This window comes from Krasilnikovia sp. M28-CT-15, assembly GCF_047159595.1.
Classification (GTDB): Bacteria; Actinomycetota; Actinomycetes; order Mycobacteriales; family Micromonosporaceae; genus Actinoplanes.
Genome location: NZ_BAAGAK010000001.1, coordinates 458,599 through 477,753, shown reverse-complemented (window position 1 = coordinate 477,753; position 19,155 = coordinate 458,599). Strand labels below are relative to the sequence as shown.

Below are 19,155 nucleotides of genomic sequence, written 5' to 3'. Positions count from 1 at the left end.
GGCAGCGGCCCTGCGGCGCGATCACCAAGCGAGTTCGTGGAACGCCTGTACCGCAGCAGCAACAGCTACGCAGACCGGCTCAGCCCCGAAGAACTCGACTGGGTGGATGTCGACCTTGGACTCAACGAGCACATGCTCGAACTGGCAGGCGACGGTCTCCAGGTCATCGTTACCGGCAACCCCGGCGATGGAAAGACTCACCTCATCGAGCGACTGCGAGCCGATCTGGAAAAGCTCGGCACTCAAGTGCTCACCGACGCGAACGTCATGTCCGACCAGGAGATCTTGACGGTTTGGCGTACGTGTTACGAGGTCAAGCGCCCGATGGTCTTGGCCATCAACGAGTGGCCCCTGTTCGTCCTTCGCCGAGATCCACTCGCAGAGGACTTCAAACCCTTGGGAGAAGCCCTCCGTCAGGTTCAGCACGCTGTGCACTATGGAGACCAGCAGCCGCCATCTGCGAGTGATCAGGTGCGCGTCATTGATCTCAGCCTGCGCAACGTGCTCGCCCCGACAGTGGTTCTCAGCGTGATCGACAAGCTCTGCGATCCGCGCTTCTACCAGGGCCTCACCCAGGGGGACCCCGCGATCGCGAATCGTGACGCGCTGCGAACCAAGCGCGTTCGGGAACGGCTAACGGCTCTGCTTCATGAAGTCGCTCGTCGCGGTCACCACGCCACCATGCGCCAGCTCGTCGGTTTCCTGGCCTACCTCATCACCGGCGGCCGGCCCATGATCGATCGCTTGGCCGACCGGCAGGTGCACACCCTGCACTACGCGCACCTCGCGTTCGAGGGCGGCGTAGGGCCACTCTTCGATGCCGTCCGGGAGTCCTTCGACCCTGCCACGGTCACGCACCCACGCCACGACACCGACCTATGGCGAGGATCTACGACGGCCGCCAACTGGGTTGATGGCACAAGCCCCATCGGCGTGCAGGGTCTTCCGACCGACGCCCGCGTTGACGCCTACCGCAGGCTCAAGCGCAGGTTCTACTTTGAGCACGCTGCAGGCGCCGACCTGCTGAAACTGCTACCCCTCGACGAACGGCGCTTCGATGACCTCGCGAGTGCAGGCACCGACGGCGGATCTAACGTGGTGCGGGACCTGCTCCTAGCCTTGAATCGCTTCTACCAGCCTGATTGTCCGGACACGGAGCGCGATCAGCTGGTGCTGTGGCAGAGCCACCGATTCGACGTCAGATCCCCGGACACCTTCCTATCCTTGCATACCGTCCCCGCAAGCCGGTTCCGCATCAGACCCTCCCGGTTCGCTCCATGGGTCGACGCCTGGTTGCCTCCAGAGCAGAGACGCACGGCGACCTTCGCGCTGGCCGTCGTTGATGGCCACGGAAGTGACGCACGCCTTCTGGTGGACCGGTCCCTCTATTTGACTCTTGCCGAGGCTCATTGGGGGCTGGGGCGCGCGAGTTGGTCGAGAAGCGCGACCCGGCGGGTTGCACGATTTGTGGACCAGATTCACAACAGTGTGGACCTCGCCGACAGCGACATCGTGGATGTACGCATCCGGAACGTCGCCAAGGACATTGAGGCCAAGATCGAAATCCAACGGCAGCCTGCGAGGTACCGCCTGTGATCAGCGATGTCAAAGCGCTCCTCCATGAGGTCTACGCTGAAGACTTCGGGCTCCTGCCGACCAACGCTTCCATCAAGCCGGTGCACATAGCAAACGGCCTCGGCCGGGCGTTGACACGCACCTCCTATAACTCAGATGCGCTTGCCCAGTTCCTGCGTCGCACGGTTCTTGACCAAAGAGCAGGAGTTCAGCGTGAGCGCCATTCGAACAGCAACATTTTGGCGGCGTACCCTGAAGCATTCGTCGGACGCGACGGCGCAGACATCGACCAAGACAAGCTCAGCACCCTCCGCACCTTGGCCGAAGGGGTGCTCGCCACCGACAAGGCGGTATGGCCAGATTCGGCAAAGTCGTCCTACACGCTGTCCAACGACCGCCTCATCACAGCAGACGTTTCGGATACACGCTGCGGCACATTCCTCGCTAGTTTGCTCACTGCAGGCGGAGACGGCGACGCCGCGGAGCATATACGGCTTCTTCTGCAGTCGGACCGCGATCCCTGGTCCACTCTGGCATTGCCGATGTCGCAGTACGCGGAACCTTTTCCGCTCAGCCCCAGCGCGGAAGAGTCGCTGCAGGCGTCGTATCCCTTCATGGCAACCGACGCAGACGGCGTCTTGGAATCACACACTTTGCGGACTCTCCGCGACTCGATCGACCGGCTTGCGCGTTTCGATCACGGGCACGGGTCCAAGCTGAACTCCCTGCGGCGGATGGTCACGTTCTCGTGCTTTGCGATCCATGTCCACCTGATATCCCGCCTTCAAGAGGCATATGACGGAAGCCCTCGACCGCCAATCGTGGTGGATATGTTCGACGGCGCAAGACTGTCGATCAGAAATGCCTCCCGGGCGTCCCTGCGAGCTGCAGGAGACTCGTTGGAGGCATTGGTGTCACGACGATTCAGAGAGCGAGTTTCGAAACTCGGAGACGCTTCCGATCCAGAGGAGATCGTCGCCGGAATTCGGAAGGAGCAGCGCCTACTGGTCGAGAAGGGGTACGAGGTGTACCGGCACGGCAGCGACGTTTCTCCCCAGGAAGCTTTAAGTGAAGCACTCTGGCAAGCGGCGATGACACTAGCCAAGCATCCCGTCGAGTTCTTGACGGAATTGGGAAGACGAGCCGGATATCTCGTCCCCTGGAGCAACAGCGGGCGAGGCGGCAAGCTGCAGAAGAGGTACGGCCTCACCACAGAATTCATCGAGACACTCGTTGCGGCGACAGTCGATCCAGAGGAACCGCTGGATTTCCCGGAGTTCCTCGACAGGCTGCGTGCCTACTACGGCATCGTCGCGGGTCAGCGCACCGACGACCACATCGTCCGCCGCAACAACATTAACGACGGCCAGTTCGGACCGCCCACCTCGGTCTCCGAGGAGGACCTGCGCCTCAACGTTGAAGCCTTCCGCAGGGCAGTGCTCGAAGCGGGTTACGCAAAGGCGTATGCCGATGGCCAAACCGTCGTGACCACCAACCCAGAAAGCCTCGCGATACTGTGACGAACACTCAGGCACACCAGGGACTTGTGAGCGCCCTCCTCTGCGAAAAGGTCACGCAGTACGCCGGCTCGCTTGGAGTCGTCGTCCAGGACGTGCCGTATCTCGAGGCTACCGAGGTGATCACCGGGTTGGCCCAGGTGCTCCAATCTGTGGATCTTCGGATCGCGGTCTTGACGCCTGACGCTCAGCGCATCGCTGAAGAAGCTGGCATCCCGCCCGAGAAGTTCTCGGCAACGGTGCAGCAGGCCGAGGTCTGGCGCAACGACCGGAGTCTGACGGCGACCATCGTCGTGGTGCCGTTCGGTGACCAGGCACGCCTGTCCTCACTGCAGGAATTCGAAACGATCGGGCCGGCAGTCCTGAAGGGCCTTCTCGTCACCCAAGCGCAGGCTGGTCTTGCTGACACCAACGACGTCCTCCTGAAATGGTGGAGCAAACTCGCCAACGACCGGAACATCTCCTTCGGGCAACTGGTCGACTACTACGTCGCGCTCCCCAGCGGCCAAGACGACGCAGCCGACTTCAAAGCGCAGTCGAGCCGCCAACTGCCTCATCTCGGGCTCCTGTCCGACCCCGAACTCTTCGACAGCGCTCGCGACCAGGTCATCTCTCAGCGGGTGCGGGACAACCGCGAACTCGTAGGTCGGCTACAGATGTTGACAGACACCGACCGGCGCACGATGACGGACAACATCACCAACGAAACCGACCCGGACAGGCGCCGAGCGCTGCGGCGCAGCCTTCACCTGCTCTACAAACTTCGTCGGGGCGAGCCGGCTGACCAGCTCACGTTCGCCGAAGCCTCCGAACTCATGACGCAGCGCAAGCGCAGAGCAAAGGTCGACCCACCCCGGCCGGTCCCTCCCGCGCCCCCGGCAGATCACGACCAACCGAAGGACCCGGGACAAGGACAGCCCGAGCAAGACGGCGACAACGACGGCGACACGCCCACCCCGCCACGGCCCGGCCCTCAGCCACTGTCCTCCTTCGCAGCCCAGGCATTGTTGTCCGACGACGAATCCCAAACCGAAGACCTCACCGCAGCTCGGGAGAACGTCAGAAGCGCCGTCGATGACCTCGACGCAAGGACCACGTCGTCTCGCAACGAACGCCTGACGTTCGAGTTGCCGTCAGGGCTGACGCTGCGCGGACAGGTACGACCGGAGGTTCTCGACCTGGTCATGCGCCTGGTCGACAAGGGCCGCTACGGCGGCTGGATCAAAGCGACCGTAGGAGACATCGAACAGCGGATCGCCGGCTACCGCGGCGAAGAAGATCTCAGCCGGCTCTGGACAGCCGACCAAATCCGTGGCTTCCTTGAGGCGATCGAGGACGACAGCGGGCGCGAACTCAGCCATGCCTTCGCCGAACTGGACGCAGCTCGTGATGCGGTTGTTCCATTCACCCCGGAACTCGCTGCCTCCCCTCTGCTCGTCGCCTCAGCCCCAGAGTCGCGTGAACTCATCCGCGTGTACGTCGATCGGTACCATGCCCTCCTGACCTCCATCAGTCGCGTCTACAGCGACCTGTTCAGCAACTACACGTCAGACGCCGACCAACTGATCGCCGAAATCCTGCTTCTCGATACCATCGTGTTCGGGTCCGGATCACAGACGATCGCAATGTTGACGCCTTTGCATCCGCTGTACCTGTGGCGATACTCGGAGTTCGCTCTGGTCGTCTCCGCGCAACGCGGCCGCCTCAGCGCACTCGACGAGAAGCTCGTGGTGGAGTCGGCCGACAACCTACCGAACTTCCTGACCAGCCTGTGCTTGCCCGACCTGACCATCGATACACCGCAGGTCCTTCCTCAGGTCAGCACGGTGGGCAACCTGCCGTATTTCGCGGCAGTGCAGGAACGCAGTGTCGGTGACGATGGTTTCCCGGCGGTGGAGAAGATCGTCCGAGCATTCCTGGACGCCTACCCGCCCGCACGGCAAGGCATTCGCCTGACGTTGATCGACCCGCCGAGACCCGGACCGTACCTTTCGATGCTGGCCGAGTTCGAGAGCAAGGAAGTCATCGAGGGCGCCCATCTGACGGTCCTCTACAAGGGGCGCGAAGCCGGGATCCAGTCGCTCGGTCTCGATGACGAGGACGAGGCCCGTGTGGCCCAGCTCTTTCGCGCCACGGCGGAGGATCGACGGTTCACCTTCGAGGTGCGGTCCCTGCCGGCGAACACCAAGAACCCGCCACCTGACACGCTCGCCCATGTCATGGTGGCGTTCGATCAGTCCGGTGGACGCCAGGACAAGATCAGCGTTGTGGAACATCCGATCCAGCCGCTCGCGATGCCCCATCGCCTCAGGTTTCGGGCCTTCAGCAAGACAGTGGACTTGGAGCCCGCCCCAGGTGGGCCTTTTGCGGCCTACTTCCAGGTGGCAGGACTCATCTCGAAGACCCAGCCGGCATCCCGTCTCGCGGTGCGGCAGGATCCGGCAGTACGGGAATTGCTGGCAGCGGCGGCGACGGCGGCGCCGTGGTTCGTTCTGGCTGATCGCCATGTAGACCGAGATCTGCAGTTGGGCCACCTACAAGTCTTTAGCGCTCATGACGGCGCCCGCGATGTGGTGGCCTTCGCCGACGACACCGACCCATTTCGTCGTGCCCTTCGCGAGGTCATCCGGCAATACAATACTGCGGTGACCGACAGCGAACTCGACGGCCTACTCGTCGAGCTGACGGACCTGCTCGACGTCGGCGCCTTGGCACTGGGATCGGGCCTGAATGGAAATCTCGACCCGAATCAGACGAAGGGCCTGCTGGGAACGCTGATCGTGGCACGTTGGTACAAGGCGACCTGTCCAGCAGGGCGAGAGCGACTACTGATCAGCCTGGACGACAAGACCGCTCGCCGATGGCTGCACCTCCGGGAGGACTCTCGTCGAGCCGATCTGCTAGGCATCGAACTGGCCGAGAACACCTGCCTGGTGACCCTCTTCGAGGTCAAAGCCATGCAGGACACCTCGGCGGAGTTCCGGATCGCCGATGGGAGCGCCACTGGTCCGGCGACCGAGCAGTTGTCCGTTACAGGTGTCCTGGTGCGGGATGTCCTGCGCAAGGAACGGCACGACGAACTGATCACTGCCCCTGCGCGGCGCGAAATCCTGCGCGAGAACGTCTACCGAGAACTCTCGAAACGGTCCTACGGCTCAGGTACCCGTCAGCGGTGGGCAAAGGCTGCGCAAGACCTCTTCGAAGGAGGGATCGACTCCGCCGTCGACCTGCACCTCGTAGAGGTATCTATCGGCGTGGACTCCCAATCACTCAAGGCTCAGCGCCAGGCCCACGTTCAGGCTGGCGACGGTACCCGATTCCCACTCACCGTGACACAGCTCAACGAGGCCGGTGTCGATGCACTGGAACCGGCTCCACCGGCAGAGCCACCCTCGTCCACGGAGCAGCCGACCGACGACCTTCCGCCCAGCAACACGACCGGCGAACCTGCGGCCGCCCCGCCGCCGAGCGCGCCTGCCCCGACGACCCGATCTGACAGCCGGCCGGCCGAGGACACCGCTGCGCCTAGCCGTGCCGATACACATCCGACCCTGTTCGACACACAAACGGTAACCAGCGAAGGCCGCGGTCCGGCCGACACAGGGAGCCAGAGCAGACGTGAAGGTAAACCTGAAGCAACTTCAACGGGTCGTCCGGACAGCAGCTCAACGGCCACAGCAAGCGTGGATCGGCCACAGGCGTACGTCGGCGTGACCCCCGGTCAGTACGGGAAACCCGCAGACGTGTACTACGACCCGCAGCGCCCGAGCCGGCCCCTCGCCAACGGCCACATCGCCATCACGGGCGAGACCGGCAGCGGGAAGACCCAGGCGACCAAGGCCCTCATGCACGAGCTGATGTCACCTCCGTTCGACCTCCCCGCACTGATTCTGGACTTCAAGGACGACTACGCCACCGGCGAGTACACGCGGATCGAGCGGCTCGCCATGTTCGACGCCAGCGTCGAAGGACTGCCCTTCAACCCGCTCGTGCCACCGGTTGACCCGACGTCCGGGCGTGCGACACCCATGGCCCATGTCCACCAGCTCGTCGACATCATCAAACGCATCTACCGGCTCGGCGACCAACAGGCGTACACGCTCCGCGAGGCCATCAAAGAGACGTACTCCATCGCGGGAATCGATGGCCGCCCGTTCGTGCCCGGCCCGGACCAGACGTACCTGCCGTTCGAGACGATCCGCGAAGTGCTGCACCGTGACGATCACGCGGCTCTGCTTGGCAGGCTGTCACCGATCTTCGATCTGGAGCTGTTCGGGTCAGAAACCGGTGAGGCCACCCAGGAGACTCTGCTGGATGGCCGCTCGGTGGTTCGGCTAAGCCAGCTACCCGGCGACGAAGTGAAGAACGCGGTGGCCGAGTTCCTGCTGATGGCCCTCTACGGGCACTTGATCCGCCGGCCACAGCCTCGCGTCCTGCGCCGACTGGTGGTTCTGGACGAGGCATGGCGACTGGTTCAGTCCCCCTATCTGGAACCGCTGATGCGAGAAGGCCGCGCCTTCGGAGTCGGCGTGCTCATTGCGACGCAATACCCGAAGGACCTTCCGGATGCGGTATCGGGGGCTACTGCCACCAGGCTCTTCTTCAGCCAGACGCAGGCTGACCAGATTCGAGCCGTGCAGAAGTCCCTCCTTGGCAAGACCAGCGGATCTGACGCCGAGCAACTGGCGTCTATGGTGCGGAACATGCCGCCGTTGACCTGCCTCGTACAGAACGCCCACCACTCGCCGTACGCGAGAACGACGGTACGGGCGTACTACGAACGCATCGCCGACGAAGAATCGGCCACAGACCACGAATGATCTGCCGCCGGCTGACCGGCCGGCCAGCCGGCGGCACTCAATACAACTCGAGTTGCTCGTTGTCCTCAGGGGCGGCCGTGCTAGGAGGCAGCGCGACACGCGCACCGTGACGCACAGGCCGAATCAGGGTGTGTGCAGAGACAGCCGCCATGATGTCGTCCGACTGGATTCGCGGTGTCAACCACCGTTTCATCCACCAGATCGCGACGCTGCTGGCATCACTCATCGCCGATCGCCGGAACCGGTAGTCCGGTCGCTGCTCGACACCGAGAAGGTAGGGAAGCAGATTGTCGACGAGGCTGATGCCGTAGATGATGCGTTTTCTGCCGTGTCGAAGCAGAATGTCCGAAGGCCAATTGAGAAGGTCGAAACCGTGCCGAATCTTGCGCAGCTTCGGATTCACGCCCTCGCCGAAAATGCTATTCACTCGGACACCCGTGGCGCTCTGTTCAGCCAGCCGGACCAACGACCGCACCGTGGCGGACGACAGATGGGACGTTCCGAACGACTTCGAGCGGCCGAGTCGGCGGTATTCGATGGGCGCCGAACCACCGAGAACATCTGACGGTATCCGGATGCGGTTGTATTGACTGGCTCCCGACCCGTACAGCGACGTCGTACCGACGAAGACCAGGTTGGAGCGTCGTCTGATGGGGCGACCGGCCATCGACGAGGCGATCTCACCCGCGTAGTCGCCGTAGCGCTGGCGATAGGCTTTGACAACGACTGGGCTGACGGCCAGCATACTGACTAGTTTGCCGCCCAATACCACGTTGTAAGGCGCCACTGCACCGCAGACAGTGAGGTCGGCAATCTCGGTGCCTACTGCATCTGCCTTCGCGCGGCGTAGCACTGCGGTGATGCCACGCCTCGCCTTGGGATCTGCCAAAGCCGCGGCAAGGCCAGCCCGAGACGGTTTCGGATATAGATGCGGTTGCAACGCGAGGCGGATGGTGAGGAGATCCGCCAATGCACGGCATCGCTTGCTGCGGAACAGGTCCGACTCGGCACGGGTGCGCCATGCGTCCTCATCATTGGCGTCTCGAGTCTTCTTAAAGTCCGTTCCCTTCGCGTAGCGGTGATGTTCGCGACGCCGAGTCTCGGACTCCTTGACCAACCGCTCGATCGCGGCCTCGGAAGGCTCATCCCACAGCGACGGCCAGTACAGACCATCCCTGACCAGGTCCTCGCGGTACAACTCATCCCGAGCCGTCGAGAGCCGCGCGGTGATCCATCGCGCCATTCGCAGCGTAGGGTCCTTCTCCAGGCTGTCGAGGAACACCTTCGGCTGCCAGCCGATCCAATCGTCTCGCTCGGCCAACTGGACGATAGCGCTTCCGAGCGCGGCAATGCCGATCACTGGATGGTACTTGGCCGCACGGTCACGGACGAGGAGCATCATCGTTCGGCCCGGCGTACTGGTGTACTGATTCGACCACGTGTGACGGAAGTAGCGCCAAACATCAATGAGCCTGTATCCGGTTTCGCTGCACCTCTCGTTCGTGACTACCTGCACGTAGGGATCGATAGCGCTGCGCAGCTTCGAAGGATCCTCCAAAGCCTCCTGCTGAACCGCGCCGAGGGCCTGAGCGAGGTCTCGGCCGTCACGCATCAGGTTGAAGATGGAAATGAATGCTCCATCGTGGAGGCGCGGTTGCTCCATGAACTTCACGAACCGACGCACCGACGGTTCCCCGAGTTGCTCGTTGCGCTTGATCAACTCTTGAGTTCGGACTCGCAGCTTCTCAGTTGCGGGGTCGGTCTCACCAGTCGGAGGTGTCACCGAGACGGCGGTCCCGTCGACCGAGACCGCCCAGCCCTGTCCCGCAAGGTCCATCAAGACATTGGCGGCCGCGTCGAGTGATGTCTTCGCCTTCCCCCGCTTCGAACAGCGCTGCAGCGCAGCCTCGGCAGCCACGGCATCAAGGTCGCGGAGAGCGGTAGCCAACGCCGCGAAGGCGCGACGGTCTGGTGCCTCCCATCCGGCGGGAGTGGGTAGGGGGTGCCAGGCGTTCGTCATCTCAGGCATTCAGGTAGCTAGCCAGCACGTCAGCCCACACCTGCCGAAGGCTACTAGCCTGCCCGCGATCATGTTGGCGCGCCAGCGCTGCTTCGCTGCGTGCAGCGGCGAGTAGTGACAAAACGATCTGCCGGGCGATGTCATGATCCTTACCGAACTCGCTGGTGGCCAACGGTCCATAGATGTCTCGGTACCACGGATGTTTGGTGTTGATCAGCATGATCGTCTGGCGACCCAGCACCAGGACCTCAAAGGCGTTGGTCGTGGGCAGTTCCGCGGGCACGATGCGGTAGGGAGTGTCTCGCGGCGGCAGATCGTCGATCAAGTGCTGCAACTCCTGCGGCACTGGACGTCGTCTACTTGGCAGCGGAGGCAGCGATGCGTCCGCCCGCGCGGCCTGACGCTCAGCGGCGCTCAGCGGTTCGACAGCCTTGACCATCACGAACTTGTTCCGCACTCGCGCGTTTAGAGCCCGCGCGATGGTCTCCAAGTCCTCGGACAGGACGGCTAGCAGTTCGCGCCTGGGCGAGATCGCCTGCTTAGCGTGGGTGATCCCGAACATCTCATCGAGGACGGGGTCGAACCGGACCTCGCATCTCCACCAGTCGTCGTAGTTCTCCCGGCGCTTGCCGCCCATGAAGAACCAGCCACGATCGATCTCCCGTCCGGCGCGGACCACCGAGACCGGCGGTCCGGCGGTCACGCCGAGGGCCCTCTTCTGGTCAGCCGGCAAGTCGTGCCATCTGTCAACAGGAAGTTCACTGAAAGTAACCGAAACCTTGCCGATCGTCCCCGCTGCGGGAATCTCATACACGAGGTCATCCCCGAATTGGACGCCACCCGTCGTCTTCGCGCCGAGGTGCAAGCATAGTGGGTCGACGGGAATGACCGGCTGCCCGTTCACCGTGAGTGTGACCCCAGCAACGAGGAAGTGGCGAAAGATTCGGCCCAGGTCCTCACTCAACCGCCGCGCCAGGGCGGACGACCGCTTGTACTCGACGCGATCACACCGGGTCAGCCGGACGACCGTTCCGGACGGCGTGCCGGGGACGAACTCTGGCCGTGGGATCGCCTCGACAGGGGGCAGCCAGACGTCACCTGATCCCGCCAGCTCGTCGATGTCCAAACACGACTGCAGGACCGCGGATCCCCGCCACGTGTACACCTCAACTCTGCGGCTGCGGCTGAGCGCTCCGTTGGGCAACCCCATCCCGTATCGGCCAAGTGAAGACCGGTCGTTGAAGCGGCTTGTACCGCCGAAGGTCAAAGCTTCGGCCAGTGCGCTGGCGTCCATGCCTGCCCCGTCATCAACGACCATCAGCTCAAGCTGACGATCGGGTGACGGCGCGGCCCGGACGTCGACATCGATGTGCCGGGCACGTGCCTGCAAGGCGTTGTCCACCAGTTCCGCAAGCGCAAGGCCAGTGGTCTTGTACCCCGTGTCGCGCGTCGCGAATAGGAAATTCGTGGGATTCACGAGACGGGGCCGAATCGTGCTCGCGCCGCCAAGCTGCGTAGACATCGGCTCCCAATACCTCCTACCGGCCCCCGTCCGAGGCCGACTCGCGTTATGCGTCAACTCGAACATGCGTTAGACGCGTGTCAAACGCGCGTCTTGCGGATACACTACCTCGGTGCGCGGAGAAGGTAAATGACAACACGGCGGCGAATCGACGCCGACACGCTGCTGCCAAACTGTCCGGAAAAGCGTATCGGCGTAGCGCTTCCGGGCCCCATCAACGACCGTCTCGACGACCTCGTTGAGATAGTCGAAGCAACAGGCGATCGAACGAGCCGCAAAGAACTCTTGGCTTGCTTGATTCTGGCTGCGCCAAACTCGGGTCAGGCCGTTGCGGATCTGCTGTACACATATCGCAGGACATCGGCTCGCAAGGCCCGCCTCGACGGTGGATCCGACGCGGAAAGCATCCCGCTCCTCAGCCACCGACCAGGGCCTCGACCTCGCCGCCCCGGCTGAAACTGCCGTCCAGGAGCTGCAGACATGACCCCCTGTGTGGCTGGGCAATTGCCTCCCGATCAGCACGTTCTCCGCAACGCCTGCGTTCCCGCTCGAAAATTGCACACGGCCCAGGCTGCCGCGATCATCGCAGCAGCGTATAGCGGGCCAAGTCAAGCGACCTGAAAGGCAAACTCTTGAGCAGTCCGAAGCCGGTAGCCATCGACGCCGAGGCATTACGCGGGAGCCTCACAGGGAAACGGGTTGCTTCCGCGCAGATCCTTGGCATCAATTCCCTCAAGAGCTTGCATCCGCCGCTTGAGTCGGTGAGCGATCAAAGAATCGTGGACGTCATCGTCGATGAGAACACACGAAGGATCGAGATCGTGCTCGAACGAAACGTCATCGCTGCGGATATGGCTCGGACTGGAACCGTTGTCATCCTCGCTCAAGCTCTCGCATGGAAGCCCGCAGACAATAGCCCGATGCCCACGGCGCGCATCATTTTCTCTGACGGGTCCGCACTCGATTTCAAGGAGCCGGCAAAAACGAAGAGGATTTCCTTCACGGTCCGAAATATCGACGCAGGTTGACCACCTCCGCCGCAACCGCACGAGCAGGCCCCCTCTACCTCGATGCCGGGGCACCCTCTCCGCACTCAATGATCGGATCCGTCTGTGCCTACGTAGGTCAGTTCGTGCATCGTTCCTCGCATAGGTAACTGTCGGGTAAAGGATCCTTAGCGTGATGATTCGCGTAGTACGGGTCGTCGTGTGGGAGGCGGTCGAGGGTTATGCCTGCTCGGGTGGTCGCGCGTTCTGCGGCGGACGGAGACGAGCAGGCGAGAGTTGAGAAGCTGGCCGGGGCGCGGCATGCGCCCAAGGACTGAGTGATGCGGGCTAGATCATCATGCTGTCCTGGAACAGGTGCCGGTGCGGGAGATCGCGTTGCGGGTGGGGTGTCACCCGCGGACGGTGCGGTCGTGGATCCACCGGTTCAACGCCGAAGGGCTGGCTGGCCTCGACGGCAGGGGCCGGCGGGGCTGGCCGCGGCGGCTCACCGAGCAACGGCGGTCCCGGATCGTGGCCCTGTTCAAGAGGGTGCCGCCGGGCCGGCCGCGCTACGACTCCGCGGCTGGGGGCTTGGTCCAGGTCGGCGCGACGTCCACCGCGGCGGTATGGACGCTGGACGCGTTGACCGAGGCCGCGAACGCTCCGGGATCGCCGTTGGGCGTGCGCAGGTGCGACGGATCCTGCTTGCGGATGGCGACCGTTGGGGCAGCGGTGTCAAACGACTCCGACCTTGTCCCAGAAGGACCGCCGTCATCGACCTGTACACCCGTACGCCTGAGGGCGCCACGGTCGGCTGCGTCGACGAGCTTGGCCCGCTGATCCCGCGCGCCTACCCTGCTCAGCTTGGCTCGACCAACGACGGCACCCCGGTCAAGGAACAGGTCGCCTAGTGGCGCGAGCCGGACAAGACATGGGTCTACGGCGAGCTGCGTATCCGCGACGGCCACGCAGTCACGATGTGCGCGCCGCGCCGGAACAGCCTCCTACTCAGAATTCCTCGCCCTGCTGGAACGGACGAACCCTTTCGGGGACATCGTGGTGATCAGCGATAACCCGTCCTCACACACCTCGCTGTCCAGCCCCGAGTGGCTGGCCTCGCATCCGCGGATTCGGCAGGTGTTCATCCCAAAGAACGCCTACTGGCTCAACCTCCAAGAACCGGTGGCGCATGTTCCGCCGGCAAGTACTCGCCGGTCAGGAACTCCCCAGCGCCGCCGACATCCAGTACCCCGACCGCGGTGGCCACCGCCCAGCTCAACGCGAAGGCCAATCCTGGCTCTGGGGACGCCCACCACCACTGAACGCATCGACAAGACAGTCCTGACATACAGGATTGCCTGCGCCGCGCTTGGATCAAGCTCCGTACGAAGTCAGAGGGGTCAACACGGGAGGGTCTCGGTCGATGCGGCTGTTGGCGTTGCTGTACTTCAATGCTGTACGCCCCATGGCGGTCACACGTTCGGGTCTGCTGCACCGGTAGGTGACATCTGAGATGGCTTGCCCTGTGGGTGAGCTGGAAGGATGTCGCTGTGCCAAAGCCATACCCCCAAGAGTTCCGCGACGACGTCGTGCGGGTTACCCGTGAGCGTGACCCCGGTGTGACGGTCGAGCAGATCGCGAAGGACTTCGGGGTCCATCCGATGACGTTGTTCAAGTGGCTGCGTCAGGCCGACGTCGACGCCGGTGCCAAGCCGGGTGTGACCCGCACCGAGTCGGCCGAGCTGCGGGAACTTCGACGACGGAACAAGCTGTTGGAGCAGGAGAATGAGGTCCTGCGTCGGGCTGCGGCGTACTTGTCGCAGGCGAACCTGCCGGGAAAAGGCTCTACCCGCTCGTGAGTGAGCTGGCCGCTGAGGGGATCCCCGTGGCGGTGACGTGCCGGGTATTGAACATCGCTCGTCAGCCCTACTACCGGTGGCTGGCCCGGCCCGTGACCGACACCGAGGTGATCCAGGCGTACCGGGCCAACGCCTTGGTCGACGCGCACCGCGACGACCCGGAGTTCGGCTACCGGTTCCTCGCTGACGAGGCCCGCGCCGGTGGGCAGCCGATGGCTGACCGGACCGCGTGGCGGATCTGCTCGGGTAACGGCTGGTGGAGCGCGTTCGGCAAGAAGCAGCGCGGCAAAGGGCGCAAGGTCGGCCCGCCGGTCCACGACGACCTGGTCCGCCGCGACTTCACCGCCCAGGGCCCGAACCGGCTGTGGTTGGCCGACATCACCGAGCACCACACCGGTGAGGGCAAGCTCTACCTGTGCGCGATCAAGGACGTCTGGTCCAACCGGATCGTCGGCTACAGCATCGACACCAGGATGAAGTCCTGCCTGGCCGTGGCCGCGCTCAACAACGCCGCCGCCCGACGCGGTGACCTGTCCGGCTGCGTACTCCACACCGACCGTGGGTCGCAATTTCGATCCAGAAAGTTCGTCCGGGCCCTCGATGGTTACCGGATGGTCGGATCGATGGGTCGGGTCGGCGCCGCCGGGGACAACGCGGCCATGGAGTCGTTCTTCGGCCTGCTGCAGAACAACGTCCTGGACCGGCACGCATGGCGTTCCCGCGAACAGCTACGGATCGCGATCGTGACCTGGATCGAACGGACCTACCACCGCCGCAGACGCCAACGCTCGCTGTCCCGATTGACCCCTATCGAGTTCGAGACCATCATGACCCCACCGGCCAGTCAGGCCGCGTGACTACACCTGTCACCAATCGGTGCAGCAAACCCTTCTTATATGTGGGCTGACGCTACGGGCCTCCTCGACCCGCCAGGCCACACTCGCGTGGCGAGACCGCCATATTCGGTGGCAAGCCGCGAAGGGGCGCGGCAGTAGCTGTGGCCGAGACCGCCACCGCCTGCAGCCGATACGCACGGCGGCCAGCACAAGGCATCGTGGTTGGCCGCTCGCCTCCGTGTGCCGCGCGAGCCGGGTCTGTACCGGGTGAGGGTCGGTGACAGCGCCTTGACCTACATTGGGCAATCTCGGAGCTGCGGCAGCGGCTCAGCCGGTTGTGCACCCCCTACCGAGACGGGATCCCGTTCAACGATCCACCCACGGCCGCCCCCTGCCTCTGGGTCATGTGGACCGTCGGAGACGCAGGCTTCGAGTTCTCGGTGGCACAGGCCGCGGGCGATGTGCTGCATCGCAAGACAGCCGAGTGCGTAGGTGTATCGGAGCACCGAGCGAAGTTCGGTTGCTCACCGGTAGCCAACTTCGGACGTATGCCGGACGGGTGGGTCAGCCCTCCGGCAACAACAAGCGGCTCGCGGAAGCGGGCCGGTTAATACGCGGCTATCAGGCTCTGCTCGTCTCCCGGTCAGCCGATCACCCCTCAATCCTCGACCTGAGCCGCCATCCGACGGCGCCCGACTGGGCTGGCCTCTCCCGGAGCGCATGGAGTTCCGCGCCGGTCACTGTGCCCAACGTGGGCGTCTATCGGATCCGCCGTGCGGACGAGAAGTGCCTCGTGTACATCGGGCAAGGCTCATCCGGGCCCGGCAGGCCGCCTATGTCGCCAGGAGCTGTCTTGCGGACCACCGGCAACGCGCTGCGTTACCGGAGAGATCAAATGGTCCTGGGCACGCCTGCCGGATTGCACCTCGGCTCAGCTGATCGAGGCCGAGTGCGATCTCGTCGCCAGCCATGCCTTACTCACGGCTTTGGCACCCGAGGCCCAGTTCCTTGGGTAAACACTGCCCCCAACAGCAGCATGGGCCGGCGTGCCGGCCGAGGGCAGCCAGCAGGCCTAGCGCGTCCGGCGCGCGCCGCGCTTGCGCGGCGCCTTGGTCCGAAAGAGACCAACTGGCCAGTCTCATTAGGTAACAATGTGTCCCGTCACGGATGCTTGACGCTCGTGTCCCAGATACTTGACGTGCTCACCGTTCGGCTTTACTGATCATGGGTTCTTCCAGCGGAATCCCACGTGGTCAGGAAGCCGGGGTGAACAGATCGGGTCCGGCAGGGGAATCACCTAGTGGAAGGTGCGACCGGCTCGCCGCCACGGTGGAGGAGGTAGGTCGTTCGGATCTTCTCGGGCCAGAATTCGTTGGCGCAATCTGGCCGTACAACTTGACATCCGCGGTGGGTTGACCTGGCAATAGGACCACAAAGGTCCTCGAACGAGGCAACATCCACGTCCCGGCCCCGTGCCGACCCCCGCTTACCTGAGGAGGGGGCCGATATGGGGCATCTTTGCGCCCTGGACCCGGCGGCTGCGGCCGTCGGGCTGGTCACGCAGAATGACTGGCGAAGGTTGGTGCAGGTGATCCGCCGGAGTACGCCGGTCGGGTGGCGCCAGCACAGCGAGTTTGAGGACGTCGCCAACGCCTGCCTCGCCGAGGCAGTCGGGCGGTTCGATGCCGGCCGAGGCGTGCCGTTCGAGGGCTTCCTGGCTCAGGTCGCCCGCCGCCGGGTGCCGGAGTTGTTGCGCCGTTACGCCGCCAAGAGTGCGACCGCGTCCACCGACGAGGAGTGGGTCCAGGCTTACCTGGAGCAGCGCGGCGGTCAGGCCGACGATCTCGCCCAGCCTCCGAACAACGCGATCGTGAACGTCGACAGTTGGGATGTCGTGCAGCGATTCGCACGCTCCCTCCCGCCGGCCGAAGCCGAGATTGTGATGCTGTTCGCGGGCGGGCTGTCCCCGGCCGAAGTGGCCCGGCGTCGCAGGGTGGGCCGCAGCGCGGTCTCGCAGGCGATCTCCCGGATGCGGCCGAAGGCTGAGGTTCTCAAGGCAGCGTAGTCCAGCCGTCGAGCACTACCCCGCGGCGTCCACATCACGACACGGCCGCAGGGGCCGTCGAAAGAGAGGATCAGTATGAACGGCAACGCCAAGGAGGCCCACGACCGACAGCAGGCCTACGTCGCGAGCAGCGACGCGGCCGGTGACCTGGTCGACGGGCGATTGTTCGTCGAGAGCATGCGCAAGCATGGCTACCGCAACCCGGCCCGCGCGGCGGACGAGTTGATCGACAACAGCATCGAAGCCGGCGCCGAGAATATCCACATCTACTTCGGCTACGCCACCAGTAAGGACACCAAGCCGGACGCGATCGCGTTCGTCGACGACGGCTACGGCATGATCCCCGGGATGATCACCGCCGCGTGTCGGTGGGGTGGCACTGACCGGCACAACAGTCGGCGCATGTTCGGCCGGTTCGGGTTCGGACTGCCCAGCGCCTCGGTCAGTCAGGGCCGGCGGTTCGCGGTTTACTCGCGTATCGGGGACGAGGACTTCTACCGGGTGACCATCGACGTCGACGAGATCTCGGCCGGCACGTACAGCGCCACCGATGGCCGGGTCATCACCCCGACCGCGGTCGTGGACACCCTACCCGCCTGGGTGGTCGACGAGATCGAGCGCTCTTTCCCCGGCGGAGTGGCGGCGGCCCGCACGGTCGTCATCTGGGACAAACTGGATTTCCGGATGTGGCGCACCAAGACCGATCTGGAACGCAACCTGCTGCAGCGTTTCGGGGTTACCTACCGCGGCTACCTGCGCACCACGTCGATCAAGGTCAACGACAAGACCGTGGAGCCGATCGACCCGTTGTTCACCACGCCGGGAGCGCGGTTCTACGAAAATCCGCCGGACGGGGCTGAGGCACTGCCAGGTCTGCGCATCCCGGTCAAGGACGAGGAATCCGGCGAATCGCTCGGTGACATCGTCGTCCGGTACTCCTACCTGCCGCCGCAGTTCCTGGATGGCGCCCGCGGCCGCAAGGGTGAGAACTGGGCGAAGGCCCGGTTCAGCATCCGGAAGGAGAACAACGGGCTGATCTTCACCCGGCATGGGCGGCAGATTGACGTGGTTTCCCGAACCGAGTTGTACCACTTCCAGAACAACGATCGCTACGTCGGCGTGCAGATCGACTTCCCGGCCACGATGGATGACCTGTTCGGTGTCACCAACTCCAAGCAGGCCGTCGAGATGTCGGAGCGGGTCGTGCAACTGCTCCGGAAGCACAATGTCCAACAATCCCTTGGTTATCAGCGTGAACGCTATCGGCGGGCAGCCAAGGCCCTGAAGAACGCGGGTTTCACCGGCGAGGACGAGGACTCCAGCCGGACCTCCGAGAAGATCATGGAGAACGTGTCGAACATTCTGCAGAAGCGCCCGCGCAGCGAGGAGCAAGAGCAGGAAGCGACCGAGAATCTTCAGAAGGAGATCGAACGTGCCGCGCAGAAGGCCGGAGTGCCGCCGGAGGTCATCGCCAGCCAGAAGCAGCAGGAAACCATCGAGAAGCCGTACAAGGTCGAGTTCCAGGAGATACCGGAGGGTCCGTTCTATCGTCCGGAACTCCGCGGGAGCCAGTTGGTGATCATCCTCAACACGGCACACCAATTTTTCACCGAGATATACGCCACCCTGAGCGGGTTCGAGGGCAATCGGGTCCGGGTCGGGCTGGAACTGCTGCTGTTTGTACTGGGTCAGTCCGAGACCGAGGCGATGAAGGAGCGCCGCGACTGGTACCAGAGCGAACGGGGCGACTGGTCGAGCAAACTCACCACCGTGCTCGCCAGACTCGAAAATCACATCGGCGACCTCGACGAGAAGGATGACGTCGACACCACTACGGGCGCCGCGGCCGCCTAACCGCATCAGGGAGCAGGGACACAGCAAGCTGAACAGACTCGCCGACAACCGCCTCATCGTCGGATTCTCGATCATCTGTCTACAAGGGTCCTGCGCGCTAA

The 19,155-nt window shown here is 63.9% G+C and carries 11 protein-coding genes; 8 read left to right on the top strand and 3 right to left on the bottom strand.

What is annotated here, in order from left to right; translation table 11 throughout:
* Nucleotides 1–36 precede the first annotated feature (36 nt).
* From ACMCNO_RS02290 to ACMCNO_RS02280, 3 genes are read left to right on the top strand one after another with little or no spacing between them, the layout of a single operon-like run.
* Complete coding sequence (locus ACMCNO_RS02290) at nt 37–1,596, top strand: hypothetical protein (protein ID WP_412747774.1); 1,560 nt, start codon at nt 37–39, stop codon at nt 1,594–1,596.
* Nucleotides 1,593–3,095, top strand: coding sequence for a hypothetical protein (locus ACMCNO_RS02285; RefSeq protein WP_412747773.1), 1,503 nt, complete (start codon nt 1,593–1,595; stop codon nt 3,093–3,095). Before ACMCNO_RS02290 ends, ACMCNO_RS02285 begins: the two co-directional genes overlap by 4 nt.
* Before the next feature lie 26 nt (nt 3,096–3,121).
* Nucleotides 3,122–7,912: a helicase HerA domain-containing protein gene (locus ACMCNO_RS02280; protein WP_412747772.1), complete on the top strand. Its 4,791-nt coding sequence runs from the start codon at nt 3,122–3,124 to the stop codon at nt 7,910–7,912.
* A gap of 37 nt (nt 7,913–7,949) precedes the next feature.
* Here the strand turns inward: ACMCNO_RS02280 and ACMCNO_RS02275 are convergent, their stop codons facing one another.
* From ACMCNO_RS02275 to ACMCNO_RS02265, 3 genes are all read right to left on the bottom strand, one after another.
* A complete protein-coding gene (locus ACMCNO_RS02275; RefSeq protein ID WP_412747771.1) occupies nt 7,950–9,830 on the bottom strand; it encodes a Druantia anti-phage system protein DruA in 1,881 nt (626 codons plus the stop codon).
* A gap of 103 nt (nt 9,831–9,933) precedes the next feature.
* On the bottom strand, nt 9,934–11,409 hold the full coding sequence (locus ACMCNO_RS02270; protein ID WP_412747770.1) for an ATP-binding protein: 1,476 nt from the start codon (nt 11,407–11,409) through the stop codon (nt 9,934–9,936).
* A gap of 114 nt (nt 11,410–11,523) precedes the next feature.
* Nucleotides 11,524–11,877, bottom strand: a complete 354-nt coding sequence (locus ACMCNO_RS02265) for a hypothetical protein (RefSeq protein ID WP_412747769.1) — start codon at nt 11,875–11,877, stop codon at nt 11,524–11,526.
* A 209-nt stretch (nt 11,878–12,086) separates the two neighbouring features.
* On the opposite strand from ACMCNO_RS02265, the gene ACMCNO_RS02260 reads away from it, so the two are divergent.
* The 5 genes from ACMCNO_RS02260 to ACMCNO_RS02240 all read left to right on the top strand — a co-directional run bounded on the left by ACMCNO_RS02260 (nt 12,087) and on the right by ACMCNO_RS02240 (nt 19,054).
* Nucleotides 12,087–12,482, top strand: coding sequence for a hypothetical protein (locus ACMCNO_RS02260; protein ID WP_412747768.1), 396 nt, complete (start codon nt 12,087–12,089; stop codon nt 12,480–12,482).
* A 333-nt stretch (nt 12,483–12,815) separates the two neighbouring features.
* Nucleotides 12,816–13,280 (top strand): helix-turn-helix domain-containing protein, encoded by a 465-nt coding sequence (locus tag ACMCNO_RS02255; RefSeq protein ID WP_412747767.1) that lies wholly within the window; start codon nt 12,816–12,818, stop codon nt 13,278–13,280.
* A 710-nt stretch (nt 13,281–13,990) separates the two neighbouring features.
* A protein-coding gene (locus tag ACMCNO_RS02250; RefSeq protein WP_412747766.1) for an IS3 family transposase occupies nt 13,991–15,156 on the top strand; the annotation gives its coding sequence in 2 pieces (ribosomal slippage) (nt 13,991–14,275 and nt 14,278–15,156; 1,164 coding nt in all).
* Between the two features lie 1,558 nt (nt 15,157–16,714).
* On the top strand, nt 16,715–17,200 hold the full coding sequence (locus ACMCNO_RS02245; RefSeq protein WP_412747765.1) for a hypothetical protein: 486 nt from the start codon (nt 16,715–16,717) through the stop codon (nt 17,198–17,200).
* Between the two features lie 75 nt (nt 17,201–17,275).
* Nucleotides 17,276–19,054: an ATP-binding protein gene (locus tag ACMCNO_RS02240; RefSeq protein WP_412747764.1), complete on the top strand. Its 1,779-nt coding sequence runs from the start codon at nt 17,276–17,278 to the stop codon at nt 19,052–19,054.
* Nucleotides 19,055–19,155: the final 101 nt, after the last annotated feature.